Source organism: Paucibacter sp. PLA-PC-4 (assembly GCF_026241155.1).
Classification (GTDB): domain Bacteria; phylum Pseudomonadota; class Gammaproteobacteria; order Burkholderiales; family Burkholderiaceae_C; genus Roseateles_E.
This window is the reverse complement of record NZ_JAPFGP010000031.1, coordinates 16,042-42,545: the sequence shown is the minus strand read 5'-3', so window position 1 is coordinate 42,545 and position 26,504 is coordinate 16,042. Positions and strand designations below refer to the sequence as shown.

Below are 26,504 nucleotides of genomic sequence, written 5' to 3'. Positions count from 1 at the left end.
CGATCTGGCGGGCGGCGTCGAGCAATGCACTGGCCACCGGCTGCGGGTTGCGGGCAGGGCCAACATGGACCGGGCCGCCGACACCTCGACGCCTCGCATCGGGCGTGCCCGCATAGTTCTCCACCCGTTGGTAGATCTTCAGAACAGACTCGTACCCCCAGGCTGAATTCCCACTCTCCTGCGCGAAGTCTTCCCAGTCGTTCATATGCCCGCGCGCCCACAGCATCACGTTGATGCTCGAGCCACCACCCAGGACGCGCCCCATATTGAGCGGGATCTGGCGATTGTTGACATGGGGGTTGGGTGCACCACTGAAGTTCCAGTCACGCTCGGAGCCCAGGTTCAGCGGCCAGTTGCCTGGCTCCAGGACGTCAGCAACCTCGTCGTCACCTCCGGCCTCAATGAGCAGCACCCGCACCTCCGGGTTCTCGGCCAGCCGGCCCGCTACCACCGAGCCGGCTGCGCCGGCCCCGCACACAATGAAATCGAAATGGCTCTCACACGCTCCACCGTCATTGGCGGATGCGTTCGGATCACGTTGGCTTTGGTTCATGGTCATGGCAGTTCTCGTCGGTTGATGGTTTTCCAGGCAAAGCGCGACCGGCACGCTCCGGGTTTTGCTGAAATGGGAGCCTGTATCGCAAGATCGCCGGAACCTGCGAGGTCGAAGGTCCCGCTCCGCGCAGCCGCAGTGCGAGGCTCGTCTCCTGAGTGAACCGCGTGTAAAGGTCAACTCAGCGCGAAGTCCATGGCGCTGCGTGGCAGCTCTGCGTCGCACAGGGCATTGAGGACTTCTGATGGGCAAGAGGGGACGGCATCGCTGCAAGACGCAGACACTTCAGGCCGAGACCCGCTCGGCGAATGCCGTTCACGCCGACATGGCTCTCGCCATGTCGGCACGGTGCCTGCCTCAGCGCTGTGCTGCAGTGGCGGCCTCTAGGATGGCCTGGGTGACCTCCTTGGACCTGGTCAGCTGAGGCACGTGACTAGTTGGGACGCGCACGACCTTGGCGGAGATCTTCTTGGCGTTGTCCAGTTGCAGTGCGGGCTGGATCATCCGGTCCTGATCCGCGACCACGAACCAAGAGGGCTTGGAAGACCAGGCGGCCACAGTCACTTTCTCGTCGAAGTTGGTCGCGCGGATAGGACCTTGAACGGCCGTCATCAGGCGCTTTTTCGCGGCAGGCACATCCTGCGCGAAGTGCTTTGAGATGCCCTCGAAGGACAGGGTGACGAAGCCTTCCTTGTCGACGACGACGTGGTCCAGACCGCTGGGCTTGGGGTACTCCTTGGCCATATCGTTGATCGACTGGCCAACGGACGGGGCGAATGCTGCGACATAGACCAGCGACTTCACACGCGGATGCACACCGATCTCGGTGATGACCATGCCGCCCCAGGAGTGGCCGACCAGGACGACGGGGCCGGTCTGCACATCGAGCACACGTCGTGTCGCCGCCACGTCATCGGCCAGCGAGCTCAGCGGATTTTGCACGGAGACAACCTTCAGGCCCTTGGCCAGCAGCGACGGAACGATGTTGTTCCAGCCAGAGCCATCGTCGAAGGCACCGTGCACCAGCACGACGGTTGGCTTGTCGGCATCGCTGGCTTGAGCAGGGGCGACGAAGCTCAGTGCGGCAATACCAAAGGCGACAAGGAAGGCGGAGGAGTTGAAGAGCGATTTCACAGAAGTTCCTTTCAGGGGGTGGAGACGGCTTCGTTTTGCCGTAGGTACATCGAAGAATCGAGGGATCGAAACAGGAATGAACCTGTGACTCCACTGTCTTCCACCCGCCGCCTTTGCACATGGGACCTCCGTCCAAGTCTGATGTGCCCAGGAGGACAGCGGTGTGCTACTACCTTTGGATGACTCCACCACTCAATCCAGACTCGTATCGCCCTGCCCACCGGCCCCGAGGTTCACTATCCCCGTCAAAGGAAAGTCAACGTATCAAAATGAACGGACGCCGCCACCCGTCCCTCTGCATGGCGCTGATCAAATTGCTCGCTCCGTAACTAAAAACGCGATGCAGAAGGCGGCCGCAAACCGCGCAGGCGCGCTCAAACTGTCGGCACCGTGCCACCATCCATCAAGTGCTCAGAGCCGGAGATTGAAACTGCAAGGGGCGACACAAGGACGGTGATCAGATCAGCGCCTTCCTGCGGTTTGCCCGGCCGCCCGAGAGGAAACCCACCAAGCGACTGTGTGATGATCTTCTTGCCCGCTCGCAGTCCGCGTACCTGCCTGAAGTGTCAAGCGCTCTGCCAGCGTTACCGTACGCGTGCTTGGTCGATGCCGCTGCCTTGCACGCTCTGATCGCGTCGAGGCCGGAGTAGGTCCGCCCCGCGTCCTCCACAACGGCCTGCGGTGTGAAGCAACTAGCAATCGCCTCGGGATTCAATTTGTCAGCCGCAAAGTAGGCCGAAATCGGATCCAGAAGTATCGCGCCAGTCATCGCGGCATGACTTCCTTAGTGTTGGAGCACCGAAGTTGCCACCCCACATAAAATTAGAAAATAGCCCACAAACATTATTTTCTATGGAGCATCCAATACAGAATAAGCAAGCCTGCAGACTGAAGTCTTTGACGATGGGCGAGCATCGTCGGCCAAGCAAGGCCGGCGTATCTCGCACATTCGCTACTTACACGCAGCCTGGCTTCGCCAACTGCGAATAGAGCGGGACATTTGGTGTTGAACTGGCCTAGATAATCCCGGGGCCGAGGCCTACCCCCGGCCACAAATACTCTGCGCCGCCAGTACTGAGCCATTCGATGTCCGACACTGCCCCACCCGTACGCTATCGATTTGGACGTTTCGAGCTGCAGCCCGATGAGCGGCGGCTGCTCGACGCGGGCGTACCTGTGGCCATTGGTCCTCGGGCCTTCGACCTTGTCGCCGCGTTGGTGGAGCGCGCGGGACATCTGGTCACCAAGGACGAGTTGCTCGAGCGTGTCTGGCCCAAAATGATCGTCGAAGAGGCTGCGCTGCAAATGCAGATCTCGGCTTTGCGCAAAGTGCTGGGGCGCGATGCGATCGCCACGGTGACCGGTCGGGGCTATCGATTTGCGCTCGTCGTGGCGAGTGATGGCGCGCAGCACAGCGCACCCTCGACAGTGCCTAGGCACAACTTGCCCCAGCCATTGACCAGCTTCATCGGCCGTGAGCAAGAACTCTCTGAGCTCAAGGGATTGCTCGACACCGCCCGATTGCTCACGCTGACGGGCTCAGGTGGATGCGGCAAGACCCGCTTGGCCATGCAGATGGCTGCGGACTTGACGGGCGCGTATCCTGACGGCATCTGGCTCGTAGAGTTCGCGGCCTTGGCAGACCCGGCGCTGGTGCCCCAAGCGGTTGCCCAGGTATTCGGGCTGCAGGAACAGCCCGGCAAACACTTGACGCAAACCATCGCCGAGCACCTGGCGTCGAGGCACCTATTGCTGGTGCTCGACAACGCGGAGCATGTGCTCGAGGCCTGTGCGCAGGTGTCAGATGTCCTGCTGCGGGCCAGCGCCAAGCTGCGCGTCCTGGTCACCAGTCGGGAGCGACTGGGCATCGTGGGCGAACTCATCTACCCAGTGCCGTCTCTCTCAGCGCCGGGTCCTGAACAACAGACCACGCCAGAGCAGATCGGGGCCTACGAATCCGTGCGACTGTTCGTCGAGCGAGCGCAGCTTCAGCAGCCTCAGTTCCGCGTCACTGCCGGGAACGTTGCCGCACTGGCCTTGGTCTGCCAACGGCTGGACGGCATTCCTCTAGCCATCGAACTGGCGGCCGCTCGCGTGCGGTCGATGCCGGTGGAGGAAGTAAGTCGACGTCTCGATCAGCGGTTCGACCTCTTGACCGGCGGCTCACGCACGGCGCTGCCCCGCCACCAGACACTGCGCTCGCTGATCGATTGGAGCTATGCCCTGCTGAGCGGGGCCGAACAGGCGCTGTTGTGCCGGGCCTCGATCTTCGCCGGCGGCTGGACGCTGGAGGCGGCAGAGCAGGTGTGCGTGGGCGACGGGGTTGACGGCAAGACTCTTTTGGACCTCCTCACTTCCCTCGCGGACAAGAGCCTGATCTTGGCCAAGGAGCACCAGGGAACCACTCGATACGGCTTGCTGGAGACGGTGCGCTACTACGCCCGGGACCGGCTGGCGGAGAGGGGCGAAGAAGCGACCCTGACGCGCCGGCATTACGACTATGTGCTTTCGCTGGCAGAAGTGGCCGACGATAAACTTGTCGGCGAGGGACAAAGGCTGTGGCTCGAGTGCCTCGATGCCGAGCACGACAATCTGCGTGCGGCCTTGGCGTGGTGTTGCGCCGGCGGAGGCGATGCCGCCGACGGTTTGTATCTGGCTGCAGCAGTTGGGTGGTTCTGGCGGTCGCGCGGCCATCTCAGTGAAGGCCGGCGCTGGCTCTCCTTGCTGATCGAAGCGACGTCGAGCAGGCCGGACAGCCCTGTTCGCGCAGATGCGCTGCGCCGAGCAGGCATCTTGGCGATGGACCAGGCCGACTACCCGGCCGCTCAGGATTTACAGCATGAGGCCTTGACGATCTACAGGAGGGTGGGGGATAGGCGAGGCATCGCCCGTTCGCTGCAGAACCTGGGACTGGTGGCGATGGAGCAGGCCAAGTACTCCGCCGCTCAACGGCTGCTGGAGGAGAGCATGGTGATTTACCGGGAGCTCGGCGCCCCGCTGGGCCTCCTGTTGAGCAATCTCGCTAGGGTTACACAACAACTTGGCGACCATGCGAAGGCCCAGGCACTGTACGAAGAGGCCCTGGGCATACAGCGTACGCTGGGTGATCGGGCATCCATTGCCCTCCTCACACACAACCTAGGTTCCACGCTCTGCTTCCAAGGCGACTACCCCCGTGCCAAAGCCATGCTCAAGGAGGCGCTGGCCATTTGGGACGAACTGGCCAGCAGACTCTGGCTTGCTTCGTCGCTCGAAGACTTCGCATGTCTCGCCTGGCTACAGGGCCAAGCGGCAAGCGCCGCTAGGTTGTGGGGAAGAGCAGCAAGCCTGCGAGACGAAATCGGCTCCACGCGATCGCCCAGCGCGCGGGCTACCCTGGACCCGCACATCGCCGCGGCGCGCACCGCCATGGGCAATGAAGCCTTCGAATCGGCCTGGGCCGAGGGGCGTTCTCTGTCTTTGGACGAAGTCACGCGGGAGTTGCTCGAGTCTTGAACCCGGAGGCGGCGGCGCCGTTCGAGTTCGAACGATGAGCCGCTCACGCAGGACTGCCCGGCTGCTGTCGTTGGAAAACTATTGGCCAGCGATTGGGACTTGTGACGTGATGCTCACGACACTCCGTCGGCATGAGCACTTTCGAATTGGCCCGCCCCCCCGTCCCGCCGTTCAGCATGGAGGCTGCTGCAGCAAAGGTACGCATGGCCGAAGATGCATGGAATTCTCGCGATCCTCAGCGAGTATCGCTGGCATGTTCCGTCGATAGCCGATGGCAAAGCTGCACAGAATCTCTGGCAGGTCGCGCGCAAATCGCACAGCTACTCAAACGCAAGTGGTCGAGCGAACTGGACTACCGACTGATCAAGGAACTGTGGGCCTGCGCGGAGAACCGCATTGCGGTGCGCTTCGCCTGCGAATTCCGTGATGAATCCGGACACTGGTTTCGTTCGGTCGGAAATGAAAACTGGGAATTCGACGATCAGGGGTTGATGACCCTGCGCTATGCGAGCGCCAACGGACAGTCCATCAGACCCGATGAACGGAAGCTGCACTGGCGTCTGGGCCGCCGCCCAGACGATCACCCAGGGTTGAGCTCCCTGGAGCTGTAGTCGTGGCGAACGAGCCCCCTAATTTGACGGACACACCAACGGAGTGACAGATGCATGCAGCTGATCAAATCCGCGTACAAGTTTGCCACGGCGACGCGCTGCTCGCGGCAGGCCTTTGCGCCATCTTGCGCAATGATCCAGACCTGTTCGTGATGAACGGCAGCGACGAAACCGACGCGCAGGTCATCGTTGCTGATTACGACCAGGGGCTTGCCGCCGCGAGCCGTCCTAGGCGAACGGCGGACGGAAGGCAGGTAGCCCCGAAGGTGCTCGTGTTCACCTCGCGTTGCAGCCAGGCCGACGTGCGCTTCGCGCTGCGCGCCGGCGTGCTCGGATACCTGGTCCAGGGCTGCACTGCACAAGACACCATTCAGGCCGCGCGCTCCGTCCACCGTGGCACACGGTACTTCTGCTCCCTGGCGACCGAGCGGATGGCCAACAGTCTGGCGCACTCGGCGCTCACAGCGCGAGAGCTTGAGGTGCTCGAGCTGCTCGCCAGCGGTCTGAGCAACAAGCTCATCGCACGCCAAATGGACCTGACCGTGGCCACCGTCAAATCGCATGTCGGAGCCATCCTTTTCAAGCTCGGGTCATCCAGCAGGACCCAAGCCGTCATCGTCGCATCCAGCCGCGGCTTGGTCCAGCGAAGCCTCGCCAGCTTCGAGCGTTCGTGGCCGCTGGATATGCACACGATCAGCAGCTGAGCCTGACATTTTGGATACGAGGACTGGAATAAGCACCGCATTGAGCCCGTCTGCCCTGGTGTCTGGGCCTCAAAGCCCTCCACCCCGCACCATCCTTTCACCGGAGCCTTCCATGTCCAATAAATTCGCCCTGACCTCCAGCTCTTTGGCCATCGCACTGATCTTTGTCGCGGGCAGCGCCTGCGCCGGACCCAGCGACGACGCACGCACGCACTTCCAGGCAGTCGCCTCGGGCGACACCCACGTCGTGATGCGCGGCTATGCCGATCAGGCCCAACTCAACTGGGTCGGCGGCCCGCTAGACGGTACCTACGCCACCACAGACACCATTCGCAGCACCTGGGAAAAATTTGGCAAGGCTGTCGGACCGCTGAAGCTCACCATCGGGCAGATCGAAGAGTCCGCCAACCCAAAAGGCGCAACCGTCTCGGCCAACGTTCTCTTCGAAGGGAAGACGCCCATCAAGGTGCGCTACGTGCTGACCTATCGTGAAGGCAAGATCGTCAGCGAAACATGGCAGATCGATCCGAAGCTTGTCGTCGCTGCAGCCTATTGATCCCACAGCGCCCCACCCCACCGGAGACACCCCATGAAGCACTTCCCCAGGCTGACCTTGCTGCTGGTCGCCGCGGCTTCCTTTGCCCTCTCGCTGTCCAGCGCCATGGCCGGGGAATCACCGGCCAGACTCGTGAACGGCGCACTCGTTGACGCCAAGGGCATGACGCTCTACACCTTCGACAAGGACGTGGCGGGAAGCGGCAAGAGCACGTGCAACGGCCCATGCGCCGCACTTTGGCCTCCCGCGAATGCCGCCGCCACCGACCGGGCCAGTGGTGCTTTCACCATCGTGGTCCGTGACGACGGCTCGCGTCAGTGGGCCTACAGGGGCAAGCCGATCTACACCTACCAAGCCGACCAGAAGCCCGGCGAGCGCGCAGGCGACAACGTTAAGGACGTCTGGCACATCATCAAGGCATGAGGTCGGCCCGGCTCGCCACCCGACAGCAAGACCATCCACTGGGCCGATAATGCGAAACGACCAGCAACTGTTGACTTGGCTGCCTCGTCTGCGGCGTTATGCACGGGCACTGGTCAATGATCGCGACGATGCCGACGATCTGGTTCAGGACACGCTGGAGCGGGCCTGGGCCAAGTCAGGACTTTGGGGCGGTGTGGCCGATATGCGAGCTTGGCTCTTCAGCATCATGCATAACCTGCACGTAGATGGCGTGCGCCGGCCCAGGCTGCACACAGTGACCATGGACGACGACACGCCCGAAGTGCCAGTGGCAGCCAGGCAGGGCGAGCGGCTCGCCGTCCTGGACCTGCAGGCGGCGCTGGACCTGCTGCCCGTGCAGCAGAAGGAGGTCCTGTTGCTGGTCGCCCTTGAAGACATGGCGTATGCCGATGTGGCGCAGGCCTTGGGCATTCCCATCGGCACGGTAATGTCGCGCCTGTCGAGGGGCCGTGAGCGGCTTCGCGGGTTGATGGAAGGCCGGGCCGAACCGGTGCATTTGAAGGTCGTCAAATGACTCCACAACAAAGCACCCCATGAACACCAACCGCACGTTACCCCCGATCCCACCGGTCACAGAGGCCGAGTTGCATGCCTTCATCGACGGCCAGTTGCCCGCTGACCGTCAACGCGAAATTCATGCCTACCTCGCGACGCGCCTCGATGAGGCACAACGGGTCGAGTCCTACCGGGCGCACAAGCGGGAGCTGCAAGCCTTGTTCGATCCAGTTCTGGATGAGCAGGCGCCTCAGCGCTTACTCGCCGCGGCGCGGCAACCTACTGCAGCGCTGACGCCGTGGTACCTGCAACGCCTGGCCGCCGGACTCGCCATCGCCGTCGTCAGCGGTGCGACGGGTTGGAGCTTGCGCGGCGAAATGCCGGCGGGTGGCGACGCAGTCCGTGCGCAGGCATCGGCCGTGAGCGGCTTCACGCAGGTTTCTGCGGGGGGCTTCGCTCAACGAGCGGCGGTGGCCCATGCGGTTTACAGCCCTGACTTGCGCCGACCGGTCGAGGTGGACGCGGCGCACGAGGACCAACTGGTGGCCTGGTTGTCCAAGCGCATGGGCGCGCCGATGAAGCCACCGCATCTCCATGCCCAGGGCTACTCGCTGGAAGGCGGCCGCTTGCTGCCAGGTGGCCAAGGGCCTGTGGCGCAGTTTATGTATCGCAACGAACTCGGCAGCAAGCTGACGCTGTATGTCTCGAATGACGCGGCCGACCTGGGCAGTGCCACAGGTCCGGGCGAAGCACTCAAGCATGGCCCGGAGAGTGCCGGCACCGCCTTCCGATTCGCAAGGGAGGGCACGGTCAATGTCTTCTACTGGGTCGATGGCCCCTTCGGCTATGCGCTGTCTTCCGACGCCGACCGCAGCGTGCTGGCGCAAGTCTCAACCGAGGTCTATCGGCAGCTCAGCCCCCCTCGTTGATGGCACGGGCTGCGTCGCAAAGACGAGCAGTTTTCAAACGCCAGGCAGTAGGCCGATCCATGCAGCGCTCTTGACTGGATCACCCGAATTGCACCCGCGGCGCCGGTCCACCGGGTGCCATCGGTCCCGTCAACCGGCCTCAAACACCCGCATGCTCATAGTCGCCCATCGTCGCGACATCCGTCGTTCGCAAGCGCGCCATGCACCAAGCCCTCATCGGCAAAGTCCTGAATCCAGCTGGGGCTCTACCCAAGCGGCATGACGCTCCAAGATGCGCACCTCATCAGCCATGATCGATGCGATCTGACGCCCGCCCGCAGTGGGCGGCGCACTTGCCGATCGCCGCCTAAGGACCTCTGCCCGAATCAGGCAGGCGTCTCGAAATGCGACCAGGGCGGCCCGCTTACCACTGAGGGAGTCAAAGTTGACAAGAATATCCGCCAGCGCATCCTCATCGGGACACGCCGACAAGCTCAGACACACATTGCCGACAGGCAAGGAAGCTGTGTCCCAGGGATTCCCCTGCAAGCAAAAACCGTGGGTCGCTAACAGCAGCGAATTCGGTGACTGCCCATAGCACAAAGCAATTGGCTGTTCTGCCGTGATCGGCTCTTCGACGGAAACTCGAAATCCACCCGCGTGTAGGGAGGCCTGGACCGGCCCGTGCTGCTCATGATTGAACAGATCAGCGACGGGCACCATGACGAATCTAGACCCTGCACGTCCATCGCGACGGAACGCGCGCGACAACACGCAAGCATACGCCCAGGCGAAATCTGAACCGCTCCACTGAGCACCGTCTACGGCACAAGCGAGGATACGTTCATGAGCTTGGCGACACTCCTCACGAACTGCTTGCACCGTATAGCGAGCTTCAGACCACTCATCCAACGCCGATAGCTCTGCGGCCCCATAGAAGAGGGGATGTGCGGAGAAATCGTGCGGCATCGTATCCACCCAAGGCTTCCAAAACCCGCCGTCTCGGCGTGCCGTCAGCAAGAACGCAGCCAACAGCGCGCGCTCGGAAAGCCCGGAGTCGGCAGCAATCAAGCACTGTCCAATTGCCGTCGCAGCGGCCACGTCCACATCGACCAGCAGCGCCGTCGGCACGTGCAACAAGGTGTCACCTACCGAAAGACAGCCGGCCGCGTGCAGACCACGAAGCTCCTCCACGGTACCCACAGCCATCGCGCCGACTTCCCCACCACAGGCACGAAGCCAGTCAAACAATCGATTGTGTGCGGCGCCCTGGGCGTCATCAAGACAAATAGCCCGCGGGCGCGCGTCGGTCGGCCTAACGCCTGTCTCCTTCGTGATGGGCGCGAGCCGACGGTAGGTGGCACGGGCTCGCCCCTTCTGAACATCGTCTACACCTGAGGTGGCAATCAATGCAGAGGCACCCGCTGGGCTGCTCACATCAAAGCCATTGTCTTGATCTTCTTCCTTGGCGCACTCGTCGCTCTGGACTTCCGGCATATGGCAGGCTGCCGCATCACCCCAACCGACGCGCCTGGATGCACTGGGTCCGGAAGGTACGGCCAATGGCTGCCCCAAGGCCGAAGTTCTGTTGAGCGTGGAGAGCGTACGGCGCATGGAATCAGTTGGCGAGAAAAAACGCCAATGTCCTCCACGCAGCTTCTCCGAGCCGTCAGCTATGCGAAGGACTGCTTGTGCTGGCGAATCCCCGGGTCCATTGCATCCGTCTGGATGCGTCATCGCCAAGCCATGTCGACAAACTGTGCTGGAAGGCGGCCTGAAATGGACATCACCTTCGCCACCCAACGGGTCGGCAAACTCAATGACGAAGGCATGCGGCGTCAACGCGTGGGCGCAAAGCAGCACAAGAGAATCGATTCGGCGGTAGTAGAGCAGTCGCCGAACTCGGCGGCGAATAGACACACATTTCAAAGTTCCGTGCCTGGCCTCCATCCCCTATCGCACCCTGACTTTGGCCGGCATAGCAAGCGGCCCTGAGCCGCCGATACCGCAGCTGGCAACCAAACCAACGTGTCAATCACGCAAGACTTCGCTCGGCAGCGCACTGCTTCGTGTTTCATATCGCACGCGCGACGTCTGGTGCCTAACCTCTCGACCATGCGCTCTTTCTCCGCCCTCATCTCACAAAGCCGCCCCTACGGCTCGCATCTCGCTGTCTGGCTGCTGGCCGCTAGCGCCACGCTAACGGCATTCAATCCGGCCTGGAGCGCAGGCCTGTCCAGCAAACGCTTCATCTACCAAGCATCCAACAAAAAGTTGCCCGAGGTGCTGCAAGACTTCGCGGCAAGTCAAGGACTGCCATTGATCGTTGACCCCTCACTGAGTGGCACAGTCAACGCTGACTTCAATGCGAAGCCCGAAGAGTTCTTGAATGCGATCGCGCGCACCTACGGCACGATCTGGTACTTCGATGGAACCGCCCTGTTCGTCTATCCCTCCAGCGCGATGCAAAGCAAGGTCTTTCGCATGCGCGGATACGACCGACAGCAGGTGCGGCAGCTCCTGGCATCGTTGGGCCTTGGCGACGCCCGCTTCCCGCTCCGCTTTGACGACAACAACCAGACGTTGCTGGCTTATGGTCCGCCCCGCCATATCGAATTGGTGTCCACAGTGGTGGAGCAACTGGAACGTGACGGAGCTGACCGCGTCGGGCGATCAATCCGAATCTTCCCGCTGCGCTATGCCTCGGCTGCGGACCGCCACTTTGGCAACAGCAAGGTGCCGGGACTTGCTCGCACCTTGAACGAGGTCTTCGCGCCTGCTTCCGACCGCTCAAGCTCCACAGACACGAACAGTGCCATTACAGCGATTACCGGGCCGACCGACAAAGTACGAACTGCCGCTGCAGGGAACTTCGGCCTGAAGCTACCGCCGGTGACTACGCCGCCACCGAACAACCAGACGGCACCGGCTGCACCGGCGGCGCCGCCCTCGGATCCCGAGCGTCCGTTGTTTCAGCCGGAGGAGTCGACAAACTCGATCATTGTGCGCGGCCTTCCGGACCGAATGGCTGAGTATGAAGCACTGATCCGCCAACTCGATGTCGCTCAAGACCTGGTGGAGATCGAAGCGACCATCATCGACGTCACGGCAGATGAATTCGACGCACTGGGCATCGACTTCAATTTCAGCAACAGGAACGTTCAGTTCGGCCTGTCCCCTGGCTCGCCCGGATCACCACCGTCCTCCGGCCTGGGTGACAACAACATCACCACAGTAATTCGTAGCGGCGGCGCTCAGTTGATATCCCGCATCCGTGCCCTCGAAGGCAATGGCAAGGCACAAATCCTGGCCCGCCCCAAGGTCCTGGGTGTCGCCAACCGCATGGCAACGATGTCAGATAAACGGGTTGCATCCGTACGCGTGGCGGGCAATCTGGATGCCAACCTGTTCTCCATAGAGACCGGAACAACTCTGCAAGTCACGCCGCAGATTCTGGCGTTCGACGACCACCGCGAGGTTCGACTTTCTCTGGCCATACGAGACGGCAGCTTCGACCGCCTCTCAGTCGACCAAATTCCGGTCGTGAAGCAGACCGAAATAGAAACCGAGGCCACCATTCGGGAAGGAGAGAGCTTGCTGGTGGGCGGAATCTCCCACCAGTCGGACACCAATGGCATCAGCTCTGTGCCAGGGCTGTCCCGTTTGCCTTTGATTGGTGCTGCATTCCGGCATCGGGAGACCACCACTGCTCGCAGTGAGCGACTGTTTCTCATCACACCCAAGGTCGTACCCAGCGGCGGCCGGCGCTCGTCGGCCAACACCGCGCTGGTAGCGCCAGCAGTCCATTCCAGCGCCACCGAAGCAGCCAGCTCCGTAGACACTTCGCCCACGGCAACTCCCGCAGCTCCAAAGCCGGAAACAGCGGCCTCGGCCCCTGCCAATCAGAGCTGCCCGGAAAAGGCACTGGGGCTGAGCGACAGCTGCGCCTCTGGAGCGCCATGACATGACCGACTCGACGGTGTTGCGACTGCGGGTACTCTCTGGCACACATGCCGGAGCCAGCGTTGATCTCGCGCATGGTCACTACTCCATCGGCGCCGATCCCACCGCCGACCTTGCGCTCGCCGATTGGACTTTTGCACCACTAGAGCTCGTGATCGATGCGACCGGTGCGTATGTACGCTGGGCTGGACCACGAGCTGGGCGCCGCAAGCTCACTCATGCTGCACCGATCGCCTTCGCCGGCGTGGTCATATGCGCTGCGCCTGTGGACAGTGTTTGGCCCGATGACACAGAGCTGCTTGATGCAGCCGTCCCCGCGATTGCCACATTCGATTGGCGTGCCGGCTGTCGTCACTTGAGGAAATCCCCTGCCCGGCTGGTGTCAGCCATCGCCGTCGCACTCGCTGTGTTGGGCGTAGCGGGCTGGCTTGTCTCTTCCCTCTTCGCCTCGGCACCGCCGCCGCCCACTTTGCTGGAGGTTCGCGACGCCCTTCAGCAAGACCTCGCTGCCGCGGGTCTGCCGAAGCTTCTGGTGAGCGTCGCAGGCAGCACCCTGGTCGTGCAAGGACTTGTGGACGACGACTCCCAGGCCCGAGCAGTAAGCCAGGGAATCGAGCGCAGCAGAGGGCAGCACGCCGTGGTCCAGCGCCTTTCGACCGCTGCGCAGGTCGCAGACGCAATCCGGGAAGGCCTCGGGATCCCGAGTGCCGATGTTCGCTACCGCGCAGAAGGTGTCTTCACAGTCCGCATTCGCACCAGCGACGTCGGCGCTGCTCAGGCAGCGGTGGATCGAGTCGCGGCCGATCTATCGTCCCTGGTGGTTCGCATCGAGCCGGAAATTGAGCCTGTGCAGACGGCGCCAACCCGCTCCGCAGATGTGCGCTCGACGCTGCTGCTCGACGGCTTGTCAATTGTCGAGTCGACCAACGGCACCAAGCACCTTGTCTTGACCCCAGCATCCCCGGACCGAGCCTCAGATCCCGCCAGCTCCCCGTCAGCCAACACCGTCTCCCGGTAAAAGCAACACCCCTTTAGATCGATATGGCACAAGAACTGAAACCACCACCACAGGAAATTCTTGGCAATCTCGCCGACTTGCCCGCGCTGTTGCGCAGTGATGCCAGCGGCGCTGCGCTGCGTCAGCTAGACAGCTACTTGGCCGACTGCGCGTCCAGTGCAGTTTCGATGCGCATGCGCGCCACGGACTATGAGGAGAAGGCATTTGCACAGCTCGTAGCCGATGCTTGCGCCGCATCCCGACACGTCATCGAGCTGGCCTGGCGACAGTATCACGGGGTTCCTAACAGCTGATGCCCCCCTCTCGCTGGAGTTAATGCAAGACCCGCTCCCGCACGCGGCCGATACGACCGCGCACAAGTGGTCACCGCGCACATCTCTCTAAGGAAAAACGATGCAAATCCTCAACGCTCTGGGAAATAAGTTCAAAACCGATGTCGTCAATGCTGGCGGCCAGTCTGCCGTCAACCAGGCTGGTGATACCGGCACCAAGCAATTGGCAAACACCGCTGCCGGCGGGGCTCAGGATGCGATGGCAGCGGCTGCAGCTTCCGCTGAGAACACGCTCAAGCAGACAGCCCAAATGAACCAGCTCAATATGGAAGTGACCAATAAGCTGAACATCATGAACATGCAAAAGGACCTGGCAAATAAGGCCTCCGAGGCAACGGGCACGTTCGGCAAGGACATCAGCAAGGTCTAACGCCTTACGCGGGAACGGTGGGCCCCCGTTCCCTGCGGCACAGACACCCGACCGTGGCGCATGCCACGGCCTCACTCAACAGGATCTTTCATGACTCCATCCACCGCTCCCGCGTGGCTGACCCAACTATTCGCAGCAGTGCTCCAGGTCGCCGGAGAGATCAACGCCGTGAACGAGCGCGCCGTTCTGTTGGAACTGATGGCTCAACTGAGGCCTGGTCAGCCGGAAATTGCTGCCATGCGCGCCTGGGTGATGCTGCAACAAGGTGACAGTGCCGGAGCGCGCACCACCCTGGAACGGATCGATCACGAACATCCCGGCCACGCCATTATCAAAGCGCTATTGGCCTATTGCCTACATGTGCAGCGCGACAGCCTCTGGCAGGCCTATGTGCATGAGACCCTAGCGCTGCCACTCGACTCTGCCTCCACCGAGATTTTGAAGGTCATCGCCGCTGCCTCCGGCACCGCCTTCCATGGACTTGAGGAAGCCGCGACTAGCGCCTCCGTTTCTGAATCGCATCATTTAAATCGACAGCCCATTGCGGGTCTGTCCTGCTGAACCTAACGCTGAAGTTCACTGTATGACGCCGCTCCCCACCGCCCTGCCCGCCGACGCTGCCCGCGTTTCGGCGGAAATGCTGACCAAGGAAACTGTCAAGCCTGTTGGCGACCCTGCCGCCGCCGATCGCTTTGCAGCACTCATGAATGGCGGACCTGCCGCATCGCCCGCAAATACCGAGGTCCATGACGCCACCCGACTTCTGCAAGGGGAGCAAGATCGAATTCACAGCATGGAGCAGCGCATGCAATCGTTCAGCGATGCAGCCCCGCACATGAGCGTCGCCGAGGTCACAGCGGCCAATATTCAGCTCACGCACGAGATGGCCATGACCACGACCCGACTGAGCCTTGCAACCACAGTCACCAAGAAGTCCAGCGACTCCTTCAACAGCTTGCTCAAGAACCAGTGACGCGCACGTCCAAGTGCCGCAAATTCGCCATGATCACCGCCTCCACCAGCCGCCATCGCGCCACTGCTTTGCTTGTTCCGATTCTTGCCGCATTGATCCTCTCTGCGTGCAAAGAGAACGTATACACCAAGCTCACTGAGGAAAACGCCAATGAGATGCTGGAAGTGCTGTTGCAGGCCGATCTGTCAGCCGAGAAATCCAGCCCCGATGGAAAGACCTGGAATCTAGCGGTCGAGTCAGAAGATCTGGGCAGCGCACTGTCCGTGCTTCGCGCCAATGGACTACCCTCCGAAAGGCGCTCCAACCTTGGCGAGATGTTCAAGAAGGAGGGGCTGATCTCGACGCCAACTGAGGAGAGAGTCCGCTTCATGTACGGCGTTTCTCAGGAACTTGAGCAGACGCTTTCCTCCATCGAAGGCGTGATCACCGCACGGGTCCATATCGTGCTGCCGAACAACGATCCGCTTGCCGATCAGGTGAAGCCGTCCAGCGCTTCGGTCTTTATCAAGCATCGCTTCGACACTAATGTTGCCACGCTGACACCGGCAGTGAAGAACTTGGTGCTACGCAGCGTCGAGGGATTGACCTACGAGAATGTGAGCGTCACGCTTGCGCCATCGGCGCCGGCTACCACGGGAGCTGGGGTCAACGGTCGCCGGGGCAGCAATGGCAGTCGCACGGCCATCCTATTGGCGATCACCCTTTGCGTTCTCAGTGGAGCCGGCTTCGCCGCCTACCGCTTTCGTAGCCAACTGCGGTCCCTGTGGCAGGCTGCAACCCGTGCAGACGCCCGCCAGCCATGACACCAGACACTGGAGTTGCGCTGGTTGAACGGCTTCTCTCGGCAGCCAGATCGAAGACAGCAAGCATTGCCGACCAAGTACATCCCGACTGGATACGAGGCTTGTGTGGTGGGCTCGGGCTGGGCAATGGCGAGTCGGTGCACGGCAAAGCACTCGACGATGCGCTGCGAGACGCCTTCATGCTGCGCTGGCCGTCTCTGTCGCAGCTGACCCGTTCGGCTCAGCGAATTTCGCTGCTGTCCCGACCGGAAATGTCACGCGTTTTGGCTGCAGTCGCACTGCACTCGGGGCGCGACAGTGTCAGACGCAATCTAAACAAGTCTCACCGCAGCCAATGGATCACTGCCATTGGGGAGGATGCCTATCTACGATTGCTGCGGCTTCCGCCACGTGGCCATCAGGTAGCCGAAGTCCGATTGCATCCACTGCCTCACGGCTACGCCATAGAAGGTCAGGCTTTGCTCGGCGCAGCCGGCCACTGGCGAAATCGCGACTGTGTTGCGTGGATCCGTTACGCACTTCCCCCATTTGCCAACGGCGGGCAGACATCGGTCGATGCCGAGCACCTGGACCCGGCAATCTTCGTTCATCTACCCTTCATATTTCCGGAACACGCATGGCTCTTTGGTTCAGACATGGAACGAACACTGTCGGCGCTGACGGCAACGTAATCCGTGCCGCCGACTACGCGGCACTCATCAACGCCGAGTCCATGATGGCCTCGGCATCGGACCAATGCGAACGGATGGTCGAAAAGGCTCAATCCCAGGCGCAGGCCTTGCAGAGCGAGGCCCGTGCCGATGCCGAGACCCTGCTCGCTAGAGCCCAGGCACTGCACGACCAAGCCTGGGAGGCCGGTTTCGCCAAGGGATTCCGCGAGGCTGCCGACCGTTGGGCCGCTCAAGCACTGCAGGAGGGCGCTGCGCGTCACGACCTTCTGAGACAACAGGTGGACCGCCTGTCCTCCATCGTCGCCACGGCTGTTGAGCGCATCGTCGAAGTCGAAGACCGTGCGTCCCTGATTCGTGCTGCGGTGAGGACCGTCAGCAGGCTCGTACAGGAAACAACGTTGCTGACGCTGCGTGTAGCCGCGGAAGATCGCGATGCCGCCCTGCGTGCTATCTCGGGATCTCCGGTAGAGATCGAAGTAGTCGCCGATGCGGGGCTCGCTCCCGGATCTTGCCTCTTCGAGTCGGAGCGTGGTGTCGTTGATGCCGGGCTTCCCACGCAATTGGCAGCGATCCGCAGGGCCATCGGGCGAGCCGTGCACCAGGTTGCTAGCGAGGAGCTGGACGCGTCAGTTGCTACGGCACAGTCACACGCAGCCAGCCTCGAGACATCTGCAGACGCCGCCAAGGAGGACGAACATCCGGCACATGCCCCGGTACAGGACGAAGTGCCGCCATTGGCGGCGGATTTTGAGGCGCCGCAGCGCCCATCGCGATGAGCCTGGACACAGACGACGCCTTCCACCGATTCGCAGCAGCGCTGGAGGGCGAACTGCAGCACGGTGACGTGGTATCCCGAACCGGCCGGGTAGTGGAGGTCGTTGGCACCTTGCTGCGAGCAACCGGTGTTGAGGCCCGCATAGGCGAGATGTGTGAGCTGCGCGGGCCGCGCGGCACGCTGCTTCAACGGGCCGAAGTAGTCGGCTTTGCCCGCACCGGAGCGATCCTCTCGCCCTTCGGCTCGCTAACTGGAGTGGCAGAGGGCACGCTCGTCCTGGGTACGGGCCAACCACTCAGTGTGTCGGTTGGGCCTGCACTTCTCGGCCGCGTGCTGAGCGGCTTGGGTAACCCCATCGACGGCCGAGGGCCGCTTCTTGGTGTAGAGCAGCGACCGGTCATTGCCGACCCGCCCGATCCGATGAGCCGAGCCCTGGTGGAGCGTCCGCTGTCGACCGGCATCAAAATCATTGACGGTCTGATGACGCTCGGCGAAGGCCAGCGAATGGGCATCTTCGCACCGGCGGGGGTGGGCAAGAGCACCTTGATGGGAATGCTCGCACGAGGAGCCGATTGCGACGTCAGCGTGATCGCCCTGATCGGCGAACGAGGGCGCGAGGTGCGCGAGTTCATCGAAGGAATTCTCGGCCCACAGGGCATGGCCCGCTCAGTGGTTGTCTGCGCCACGTCCGACCGCTCCAGCATTGAACGGGCCAAGGCCGCTCACACGGCCACCGCCATCGCTGAGTACTTCCGCGACCAGGGCCTAAGGGTCCTTCTCATGATGGATTCCCTGACCCGCTTCGCCCGCGCCCTGCGCGAGATCGGCCTGGCCGCCGGCGAACCCCCAGCCCGACGTGGATTCCCCCCGTCCGTATTCGCCGAACTACCCCGCTTGCTGGAGCGAACTGGCATGGGCGCACGCGGATCGATTACCGCCCTCTACACAGTTCTGGCAGAGGACGAGAGCGGCGGCGATCCAATCACCGAGGAGGTTCGCGGCATCCTAGACGGACACATGATTTTGTCGCGTCGCATCGCAGAAAGGAACCAGTGGCCCGCGATTGACGTGCTCTCGAGCCTATCGCGGGTGATGACGCAAGTCGTGCCGCCCGAGCATGCACAAGCTGCTGGACGGCTGCGAAGCCTGATGGCCAAGTACGACGAAGTGGAAATGCTGCTTCAAATGGGTGAGTTTCAGCCCGGCAACGACGCGTTGGCGGATGCCGCCGTCGAACGATCTGCAGATGTGCGGGCCTTCCTGACCCAGCGCACTGAAGACCTGCTCCCTTTTGCAAGCATCCTCGAGCAGTTGAATGCGGTAGTCCGATGAACAGGAACCGAGTGTGAAACCCAAGATTTTGAAGTCGCTGATCTCTATGGCTCAACGCCGCAGCGAGCGGCTGGTCGCCGCACTGGCCGACGAGCGCCTTGCACTGGCTCAGCGACAACATGAAACCAGCTCTGCGCGTGCCGCGCTGGATCAACATGCCAACGCTCGTGCAGCCATCGTGGCTGAGCTCGATCGTTTGACATCGGCGCCGTTTTCGGCGGACGCTTTGATTGCGGCGAACCTGCGAGAGCAAGAGGCGGCGCACACGCTCGCTAACGCCGCCGATGTCGTGGAGCAGCGGCGCAAGGATGAGGCCGTGCAGGCAGGCCGGGTGCAGGCCGCGCAGTCTGCGATTCGTCGAAATGACCGGCGGCTTGAGTCCCTGCGAGAGCACCTGACCCGCATCGAACGTGAAAACGAGAAAGTGTTGGAGGCTGCTGCGGAAGAAGAAACGGAAGAGACCTCCGTCGCCCGTAGCCTGGCGGCTCGGCGTGGCGCGGCAGCATCAATATGAACCCTGAAGACGACGTAGTCCAGCTGCTTCTGAACACCTTCGGACCCGCGCAAGACATGTTCATGGCGACCGCACTGGCCAGTCTGCGCGTGCAGATTGCGTTCAGCCTGCTTCCGCCTACCAGCACACAGTTCATCCAGGGCTTTGTGCGCAGCGGGCTTGTGGTGATGATCGGCGGATTCATCGCCTTCGGTGCGCCCCCAGGAGAACTCTCCGGTTTGACTCCCCTGGCCATGACTGGAATCGTCATCAAAGAGGTTTTGATCGGTCTGGTTATCGGATTCATGGCGTCGTCTGTATTCTGGATCGCTCAGTCCGTGGGGACCTTGATCGACCAGCAGGCCGGCTACGGCGGAGCCCAGATGTCCAGCCCCGTGTCGCAGGAGCAAGTCACGCCGGTTGCGTCACTGCTGCTGATGCTGCTCGTCGGAGTGTTCTACCAACTGGGAGGTCTGCTAGTGTTTCTGGGGGCGCTTTTCGAATCCTTCCAGCTGTGGCCACTGACCTCTTCGCTGCCCAGCGTGACGGCAGCCGCAGACCTTTTCGTGATCGACCAGGGCGCGTCGCTGATGCGTGGCATCGTCCAGTTCGCTACCCCGGTTTTGTTGGTACTCGTACTCATCGAACTGGGTTTTGGCTTCCTCACTCGCGCTGCTGACAAGCTCGAACCCGGTGGCTTGGCCCAGCCCGTCAAGAGCGCTGTCACGCTGCTTCTGCTGGCCCTGCTCGTCGGCGTGCTACTCACACACGTGCGCCGCTTCCTCTTGCCAACCGATCTGCTGGTGCAACTGCGCGCAGCGATCGGACTGCCCTGAACTCAATTCTTAAGATCAAGGAGCTACCATGAAAGGCGCCATCAATCAGCCGCTACCCTGCACTGGGCCGCCCTACGCACGCAGCGTGACCGGTGCGATCGACTGCCGCGCACCCGCAACGCCCGCTGGACATCGCAGCGGCCAAAGCGAGTCCCACATCGATCATCTGCTGCTGACGATGATCTGCTCCATGACCCAAGCCCTCGAGAAAGAGCGGCGAACAGAGGCAGAAACCCCGCCAGCCCGGGCTCCAGTAGGAGTAGCGGCCTGGGCCGGTGGCGATGATGGACTGGACGCACTCGCCACGCTTGAGCGCCATGGTGGGTTGTTCAAGAAAGCCATGAATCGGGAGCAACTCGAGAAAATGGCGAACGATCCGAAGACCGCGCCCGACGTGCGCGAGGCCTTGCACACAGTTCTCTCCACGCCCGGCATGTTCGAGCGGCTGGAAAGCGCTAATACCGGTAAGAAGGACGGTAAGTTAAGCGTCCACGATGTACGCGTTGTTGCCGAGGATCCGGCGCTGAAGACGCTGAACAAGACACAGGCGGCCTCCTTCGCAGATCACTATATCCCCTCATCGGCATCCGGTTCCGGTGAGGATTTGCCCGCGCCGCGGACGATCACCACCGAGGACGCGCAGAAGGAACTCTACAAGTATGCGCAGTATCTGCCGGACGACGTGTCACTCGATGGCTTGAAGGAGATCGTCGACGGCACCGCCGACGGCGACAAGATGCCGCCTCAACTCAAGGCGGCCGCACATCACTTCACTCGCAACCCCGATGCATGGAGAGCGCTAAATGGCGGGCAGGACCGCGTGAAGCGCGCCGATATGGAAGACAACATCTCCAGTGCAACGCGGCTCAACGATGTCGAGCGCGACACTGTCGATCGGCTGAGGCAAGACCCGACAGGCATCTTTTTCAAGAACGGAAATCTGACTCGAGAAAAACTCGGCAAGATCGTCAGTGATGAGAAAGCCAATCCGCTGGACCGCCAGGCGGCACAGCGACTGTTGGATGACCCGGTTCTTTTCGGGCGCCTCGACAACGGCAAGAACGGCAGCCACATCAGAGGTATCAAGGGTGCATGGCTGAAGTCGGATGACGGTCAGATTGGCCGCGGCGACCTGGATGGATTCGAGCGGCGCCTGAAGGACCACGCGGTATCTGCGACACCTGTTGCCGGCACTAGCCGCACGCCGGCTACCGCAGCGGCCCGGGAGGCGATATCGGACATGGCTGCCGGTACGCTTGACCAGCCCGAAATCAAGAAGGCCAAGGGTGGCGGTTTGAGAGACTTTGTGGACGGTGCGCTCAAGGTCGGCAAAGTAATTGCTGACACGGCATCGAAGGTAGCGGATTGGCTCGGCAAGACCGTCAACGTACCTCCCTTCAACTTGGTCTTCAAGGCCGCCGCGGTGTTCAACAAGGGCATCGCAGGTGCGGCGGATACTGCCAGCACGGCCTTGAACAACGGCGACGTGGAGCAGGCCGCGATTAAGGCGGGCATCGCCACCGCCGGCACAGCGTTGGACCAAGTTACTAACTCCAGCGTCGGCAGCACCGCGGCGAAGGCGGCTGAGGGCGCTATGTGGGCCCACAAGAACCAGGAAAAAATTGCCTCCAAGGCAGACAAGGTCATTTGATTTCAACCGAAAGAGCAGTTGCAGCATGAGTCCAGTCAATAACAACAGCACACGAGGCAGGCTCGGCTTGCCAACTCGCCCCGACCAGGGCATAACTCGTGCAAACGCCGCGTCTAGCTCGGCCACGCAGCCGTCGGCAAGTACGTCGGCACAAGCCGTTGGAACTCCATCATCCCGCGAGCGAACGGCCACAGACATGCCTGCCCCCAAACGCGGGATTGGTTTAGCAGCAGGAACAATTAGTTCGCAACGCCCTCCCCCTCGTGGTCTGGGCTTGGCAGGGGCCACTATGAGTTCCAAGCAGTCGCCGAGTTCGCCAGCGATCCCCCATGCCCCACTGGCACGAAAAACGGCAGGCCCACAGAATCACCGTCGGGGAGTTGAAGCTTCCGATATATGGGGGAGCAATCCCTTGTACGCGGAGTCTTCCTCGCACGCGATGGGCAAACAAACAAGGGCAGGTCGAGCATCAGCGTCGCCGGTACCGCCCGACATTTGGGGAGACGATCCTCTGTACCAAGCTTCCGAGGCACTGTTGCCACCCAGAGCACGAATTCAGGCCGAATTCGGTTCACGGATCAAGGACGAGTTGACGAGAAATGCGCTGCCCGATCTGCAGAAGTTCGAGCACGCCGGCACTGGCGCGACCAGGGCAATCGATCTATTGCGCAACATAGAGAGCGAAGTAGCCAAAGATCTTCGCTCGGCCGTGAGCCGCAACGAAGAACGCTTCATCGCTGGCCTCAAGGGTGAGATCGCACCTGCGGACGAAGTGGAGATGCGTGAATTCCTCGAGGACACGATTCAATCCGTCAGAGATAACCGCGAGAAGTCGCTCTTCCTAGCCTTGAAAAGTGGCTTCGCCGCAGAGCCGGGGTCCGCGCAAGATCCCGACCATCCGCTGTGGCAGTTGGCCAAAGAAGCAGGGATCAACCTCACTGATAAACAGCTGGGCAGCTTGCGCGGTCTTGCTGCGCCATCTGCGAGCTGATTGTTTGCAGACATGGGGGACGGGGAACAGCCTCAAAGCCATACCATCTGATTGGTTGATCTGCCACCGCAGCCGAACACAAGTGGCGTCTGCGTGGGCGCGGAGGAATCACTGCTCGGATCAACTCGGCAGGCCCAGATTGACCGACACAACCTCCAGCCTTCGCAATCCTGCCACTGAAGCATCGAGCCTATTTGCATCTCTGCGAACGGCGGTTCCAGACCCCACGCTCGTTTGACGCAGCTTTGCCCCTGATGGGTTGCCGTCTTCGTTCACCGTCGGCTCAACAACTCGCTGGCACAAGCCTTGCAAATCAGTTGACCACACCATCGACGGAAAAACTACTGCTGTGCCTAAAGCTGCTCTTCTCCTTTCCGACCACGACACCTACCTTGTCGTAGCCACCGCGCTCGAGTGCGCAGGCTTCGACTGCGAGCGCTTCTCCTCGATCGATAGCCTGATGCGTACGCTGCGCCAAGCGACAGTAGAACTGGTGGTAATGGAAGGGGATGGGCGGACTGAAGAGTACCGGGATGTACTGCGCCTGCGTCAAGGTTGGCTGGAATCCGCATTCGCCGTCATTACCATTGGTGGATCGGACGCGGCGGCATCGATCCGTTCTTTGCAAGCGGGCGCGGACGATGTCCTCATGCGCCCCGTGCGGGGGCCGGAGTTGCAGGCCCGTGTAGAAGCCGCTCTGCGTCGGCGGCGTGGCATTGCCACGCGGACCTCTGGCCTCGGACCATCCGCCTGCAGCGTCGATCTGGAGGGTAGCGCGCTGGTCTCTTCCCGCAATCGCGTCGACCTGACGCCACGCGAGCTTGCCCTGGCACAGTTGCTGTTTGAGCACTCCGGTCAATTGGTCTCGCGTGCGCAGATATCCCAGGAGGTACTGGGCCGACCAGAGGATCCAACGCGACGGACACTAGAACAACACGTGCATCAGTTACGCAAGAAGCTTCGTCGCTGCGTTGGCGATGAGCTCGTACTCTACGGCGTCTACGGTAGCGGCTATCGCCTCGATACCAAACGTGCCGATGCTCAGGGCTAGGCCGCAAGTTGTATTGCCATTCGCGCATCCTCAGGGCGGCCCTCGCCTGTCATCCAGACCCATGAAGCTCATCCAGCAACTCAAGCGCGTCGACCATCGACGTCTTCGGCGAGCGCAACATGCGCAGCGACTACGCGGTCAAACAAGCACGCCCTATCGAATGGCGAGAATGCTCGCTCCACCCCTGGATTCACATCATCTTCACGGGCTTCATGGCCATGCGCTGAGCATTGATCCAATCCGAATTTTCCTCATCTCCCCCCAAAGGGGATGCTTGGTCCACGCGGGAACGGCCGGTAGTCGGGACCGGCGGGCGCTCGGCGACACACGCCAGGGAAACATTCACACATTCGTCAGCCCCCAGTCCGCACCGTTGGGATCCGCACGATGACCGCCCACGAGAAACAACTGGCCGCTGAGCGTGAGGCCTTCCGTGCACTCATCCATCGCGTAGAGCGCGATATCGCCAGTGACTTGGCCATTGGTTTGAAACAAGCATCGTTCAAAGCAGAAGTTGCGGCGCAAGAAAGTTGGCCGGTATTGCCTCACGCCGACGTGATTGATCGTTTGACGCGTGCATGGCTACCGTCGTCGGTTCCGTCCACTACTGAGAGTGCGCCTTCAAAGCCCCAGCCGACAACGCACTCGCTGCCGGTGACCTCGTCGCCGGGTAGTCGTCCGCCGCCGCCCCAGACGAAGGGAGAGGGCGATCCGGCGCACATTCGCGACCTTAGCGAGGTCACTTTGGCAGTACGACCACGACAGCGCTCCTCTGACGCATTCACCGCAGCGGCCCTAGGGCTGCTTGGGCGCACTCCGCTGCGGAGGCTACTCCTAGGTGTGGGCGGGTCTTTGCTGGTGCTTTCAGTCGCCGGGGTCGTACTGCAATCAGCGATGCCAGGCAACTTCCCGCCTGCCCGCAATGAGCGAGGTACCGCGGCAGGGACAGAGCGCAAGTCGCCGAGGACGCCAGCCCCCACAGTGGCCCAGCAGCCTAACGCCACACCAGCCCATTCCCCAGCCACGGTTCCTGTCGACGATTCGTCCAGCGCAACCGTCGATTCGCCTCCCGCCGCGCACCCTGCTGATACCGCGATACCGCAGGCGCCTGCGTCCGACACGCAGCACGGAGCGAGCCCGGCTCGACCTGCTACATCGAGCGTCGCTGCAGTCCCTTCCGGCGAACGAGCCAGATGCAGCGCTGCGCAAATCGCGCTGGGCCTGTGCCCTGATCCCTAAGACTCCTTTCCCACATCGCTCATGAACAAGAATCATCTCGCGGCGCTGGCTGTGTTCTGCGCCGGCGCTGCGTGCGCTGCCGACCGGATTGTGACCGGCCCTGATCGAGCAACCCAGGTCGAAATCGGTCATGACCTCAGCCGCTTGATCGCACAGCCCGCAGGCATTGAGCTGGACGTCGAACCGTCCAAAGGTTCAATAGAGAACCTGCGTCGCCTGCGCACTGAGCCAGGCGTACGCCTCGCACTGGTCCAGTCAGACGTCTACCGCGCAATGCGCGACCAGGTCAGCGCCGGCGACGTCGAGGCGGGCCGACTGATCCGTCCTCTGCGCGCTCTGCTGCCGCTCTTCGACGAGGAGCTGTACTTCGTCGTTCGCGCCGACTCACCGATGAAGCATATCGGTGACATCCGCGGCAAGCGCATCAACGTGGGAGAACTCGGCGGAGGAACTGCCTTAACAGCAACTACCGTCTACAGAACCATATTCAATTCACAACCTGACGAGGGAAAACTAAGCTACCTGAGCAATGAGCAGGCACTCCTCAAGCTCGCCACAGACAAGTCCATTGATGTCGTCGTGGTCGTGGCGGGCCAACCAGCGCGGCTGTTCTCCGAGATGACACCTCAGGCCCGCAACTTCATCAAGCTACTCCCACTTGACCCCGATGCTCCGTCAAGCTCGGCCCTTCGCAACGTCTATGGCGAAGCCACCATCCGTGCCGACAGCTACTCACAATGGCTTCGCGCCGACGTGCGCACGCTGGCCGTCAAATCGCTGCTCGTGACCTATGACTACCAGGCGCATGGCACACGTGACGTACTAGTACGTTTCGCCAAATCACTCTGTACCAACTTTGATCGCCTGCAAGCCGAAGGTCATAGCAAGTGGCGAGAGACGCGCCTCGGGCAGCCACCGCTGGCGAAGGGCTGGTCTTACTATTCGGCCACGACAGAAATCCTGTCCAGTTGCGGGCCGGCGCGGCCATCGGTCGCAATCGGTTCCGGAAAACCAAGTGCTACGCCTCTAGCATGCACGCGAGAACGGGCGGTGCTGGGCTTGTGCAACGCCGCAGGAGCGAAATGATG

28 protein-coding genes are annotated in these 26,504 nt (G+C 61.8%); 23 read left to right on the top strand and 5 right to left on the bottom strand.

Features of this window, described 5'->3' with window-relative positions:
- The 3 genes from OOZ63_RS27675 to OOZ63_RS27665 form a co-directional block, all read right to left on the bottom strand.
- The coding region (locus tag OOZ63_RS27675) for a GMC family oxidoreductase N-terminal domain-containing protein (RefSeq protein ID WP_266008946.1) at positions 1-559 on the bottom strand (559 nt) is incomplete at its 3' end.
- Between the two features lie 351 nt (positions 560-910).
- Positions 911-1,687 carry an alpha/beta fold hydrolase gene (locus OOZ63_RS27670; protein WP_266008945.1) on the bottom strand — a complete coding sequence of 259 codons (777 nt, stop codon included), beginning with the start codon at positions 1,685-1,687 and terminating at the stop codon, positions 911-913.
- Positions 1,688-2,061: 374 nt separating this feature from the next.
- Positions 2,062-2,211 carry a hypothetical protein gene (locus tag OOZ63_RS27665; protein ID WP_416234793.1) on the bottom strand — a complete coding sequence of 50 codons (150 nt, stop codon included), beginning with the start codon at positions 2,209-2,211 and terminating at the stop codon, positions 2,062-2,064.
- 562 nt (positions 2,212-2,773) lie between these two features.
- Here OOZ63_RS27665 and OOZ63_RS27660 point away from each other — a divergent pair.
- The 7 genes from OOZ63_RS27660 (at position 2,774) to OOZ63_RS27630 (ending at position 8,939) form a co-directional block, all read left to right on the top strand.
- A complete protein-coding gene (locus OOZ63_RS27660) occupies positions 2,774-5,182 on the top strand; it encodes an ATP-binding protein (RefSeq protein ID WP_266008943.1) in 2,409 nt (802 codons plus the stop codon).
- Positions 5,183-5,313: 131 nt separating this feature from the next.
- A complete protein-coding gene (locus tag OOZ63_RS27655) occupies positions 5,314-5,793 on the top strand; it encodes a DUF1348 family protein (protein WP_266008941.1) in 480 nt (159 codons plus the stop codon).
- A gap of 50 nt (positions 5,794-5,843) precedes the next feature.
- A complete protein-coding gene (locus OOZ63_RS27650; RefSeq protein ID WP_266008939.1) occupies positions 5,844-6,497 on the top strand; it encodes a response regulator transcription factor in 654 nt (217 codons plus the stop codon).
- Between the two features lie 112 nt (positions 6,498-6,609).
- Positions 6,610-7,053 (top strand): nuclear transport factor 2 family protein, encoded by a 444-nt coding sequence (locus OOZ63_RS27645; protein ID WP_266008937.1) that lies wholly within the window; start codon positions 6,610-6,612, stop codon positions 7,051-7,053.
- A 33-nt stretch (positions 7,054-7,086) separates the two neighbouring features.
- On the top strand, positions 7,087-7,476 hold the full coding sequence (locus tag OOZ63_RS27640) for a hypothetical protein (RefSeq protein ID WP_266008936.1): 390 nt from the start codon (positions 7,087-7,089) through the stop codon (positions 7,474-7,476).
- A 49-nt stretch (positions 7,477-7,525) separates the two neighbouring features.
- Positions 7,526-8,029 carry an RNA polymerase sigma factor gene (locus tag OOZ63_RS27635; RefSeq protein WP_266008935.1) on the top strand — a complete coding sequence of 168 codons (504 nt, stop codon included), beginning with the start codon at positions 7,526-7,528 and terminating at the stop codon, positions 8,027-8,029.
- A 19-nt stretch (positions 8,030-8,048) separates the two neighbouring features.
- Entirely contained in the window at positions 8,049-8,939 is an 891-nt protein-coding gene (locus OOZ63_RS27630) for an anti-sigma factor family protein (RefSeq protein ID WP_266008933.1), read from the top strand.
- A gap of 213 nt (positions 8,940-9,152) precedes the next feature.
- Here the strand turns inward: OOZ63_RS27630 and OOZ63_RS27625 are convergent, their stop codons facing one another.
- A complete protein-coding gene (locus OOZ63_RS27625) occupies positions 9,153-10,415 on the bottom strand; it encodes an SET domain-containing protein (protein WP_266008932.1) in 1,263 nt (420 codons plus the stop codon).
- Between the two features lie 618 nt (positions 10,416-11,033).
- On the opposite strand from OOZ63_RS27625, the gene sctC reads away from it, so the two are divergent.
- The 15 genes from sctC to OOZ63_RS27550 all read left to right on the top strand — a co-directional run bounded on the left by sctC (position 11,034) and on the right by OOZ63_RS27550 (position 24,177).
- The gene (gene sctC / locus OOZ63_RS27620; protein ID WP_266008930.1) at positions 11,034-12,881 is read left to right on the top strand and encodes a type III secretion system outer membrane ring subunit SctC; all 1,848 of its coding nucleotides are present in this window, start codon (positions 11,034-11,036) and stop codon (positions 12,879-12,881) included.
- Between the two features lies 1 nt (position 12,882).
- Entirely contained in the window at positions 12,883-13,899 is a 1,017-nt protein-coding gene (locus tag OOZ63_RS27615) for an FHA domain-containing protein (protein ID WP_266008928.1), read from the top strand.
- A gap of 23 nt (positions 13,900-13,922) precedes the next feature.
- Complete coding sequence (locus OOZ63_RS27610) at positions 13,923-14,192, top strand: hypothetical protein (RefSeq protein ID WP_266008926.1); 270 nt, start codon at positions 13,923-13,925, stop codon at positions 14,190-14,192.
- Positions 14,193-14,292: 100 nt separating this feature from the next.
- Entirely contained in the window at positions 14,293-14,601 is a 309-nt protein-coding gene (locus OOZ63_RS27605; protein WP_266008925.1) for a hypothetical protein, read from the top strand.
- A 90-nt stretch (positions 14,602-14,691) separates the two neighbouring features.
- Positions 14,692-15,162, top strand: a complete 471-nt coding sequence (locus OOZ63_RS27600) for an HrpB1 family type III secretion system apparatus protein (protein ID WP_266008922.1) — start codon at positions 14,692-14,694, stop codon at positions 15,160-15,162.
- A gap of 22 nt (positions 15,163-15,184) precedes the next feature.
- Positions 15,185-15,574, top strand: coding sequence for a hypothetical protein (locus OOZ63_RS27595; RefSeq protein ID WP_266008920.1), 390 nt, complete (start codon positions 15,185-15,187; stop codon positions 15,572-15,574).
- Between the two features lie 29 nt (positions 15,575-15,603).
- Positions 15,604-16,377, top strand: a complete 774-nt coding sequence (gene sctJ, locus OOZ63_RS27590; RefSeq protein ID WP_266008918.1) for a type III secretion system inner membrane ring lipoprotein SctJ — start codon at positions 15,604-15,606, stop codon at positions 16,375-16,377.
- Positions 16,374-17,048, top strand: a complete 675-nt coding sequence (locus tag OOZ63_RS27585; RefSeq protein ID WP_266008917.1) for a type III secretion protein HrpB4 — start codon at positions 16,374-16,376, stop codon at positions 17,046-17,048. Before sctJ ends, OOZ63_RS27585 begins: the two co-directional genes overlap by 4 nt.
- A complete protein-coding gene (gene sctL / locus OOZ63_RS27580; RefSeq protein ID WP_266008916.1) occupies positions 16,994-17,824 on the top strand; it encodes a type III secretion system stator protein SctL in 831 nt (276 codons plus the stop codon). The genes OOZ63_RS27585 and sctL overlap by 55 nt, the downstream gene beginning before the upstream one ends.
- Positions 17,821-19,155, top strand: coding sequence for a type III secretion system ATPase SctN (gene sctN, locus OOZ63_RS27575; RefSeq protein WP_266008915.1), 1,335 nt, complete (start codon positions 17,821-17,823; stop codon positions 19,153-19,155). Before sctL ends, sctN begins: the two co-directional genes overlap by 4 nt.
- A 13-nt stretch (positions 19,156-19,168) precedes the next feature.
- Positions 19,169-19,669 carry a hypothetical protein gene (locus OOZ63_RS27570; protein ID WP_266008914.1) on the top strand — a complete coding sequence of 167 codons (501 nt, stop codon included), beginning with the start codon at positions 19,169-19,171 and terminating at the stop codon, positions 19,667-19,669.
- Complete coding sequence (gene sctT / locus OOZ63_RS27565) at positions 19,666-20,484, top strand: type III secretion system export apparatus subunit SctT (RefSeq protein ID WP_266008913.1); 819 nt, start codon at positions 19,666-19,668, stop codon at positions 20,482-20,484. The genes OOZ63_RS27570 and sctT overlap by 4 nt, the downstream gene beginning before the upstream one ends.
- A gap of 28 nt (positions 20,485-20,512) precedes the next feature.
- Complete coding sequence (locus OOZ63_RS27560) at positions 20,513-22,135, top strand: HrpF/NolX family T3SS translocon protein (RefSeq protein WP_266008912.1); 1,623 nt, start codon at positions 20,513-20,515, stop codon at positions 22,133-22,135.
- A gap of 439 nt (positions 22,136-22,574) precedes the next feature.
- Positions 22,575-23,126: a hypothetical protein gene (locus tag OOZ63_RS27555; RefSeq protein ID WP_266008909.1), complete on the top strand. Its 552-nt coding sequence runs from the start codon at positions 22,575-22,577 to the stop codon at positions 23,124-23,126.
- Positions 23,127-23,475: 349 nt separating this feature from the next.
- A complete protein-coding gene (locus tag OOZ63_RS27550; protein WP_266008907.1) occupies positions 23,476-24,177 on the top strand; it encodes a response regulator transcription factor in 702 nt (233 codons plus the stop codon).
- Positions 24,178-24,519: 342 nt separating this feature from the next.
- Here OOZ63_RS27550 and OOZ63_RS27545 read toward each other — a convergent pair whose 3' ends face one another.
- Positions 24,520-24,702, bottom strand: a complete 183-nt coding sequence (locus tag OOZ63_RS27545; RefSeq protein ID WP_266008905.1) for a hypothetical protein — start codon at positions 24,700-24,702, stop codon at positions 24,520-24,522.
- Positions 24,703-25,437: 735 nt separating this feature from the next.
- Between OOZ63_RS27545 and OOZ63_RS27540 the strand changes: the two genes are divergently transcribed.
- Positions 25,438-26,502, top strand: a complete 1,065-nt coding sequence (locus OOZ63_RS27540) for a TAXI family TRAP transporter solute-binding subunit (protein WP_266008903.1) — start codon at positions 25,438-25,440, stop codon at positions 26,500-26,502.
- Positions 26,503-26,504 lie beyond the last annotated feature (2 nt).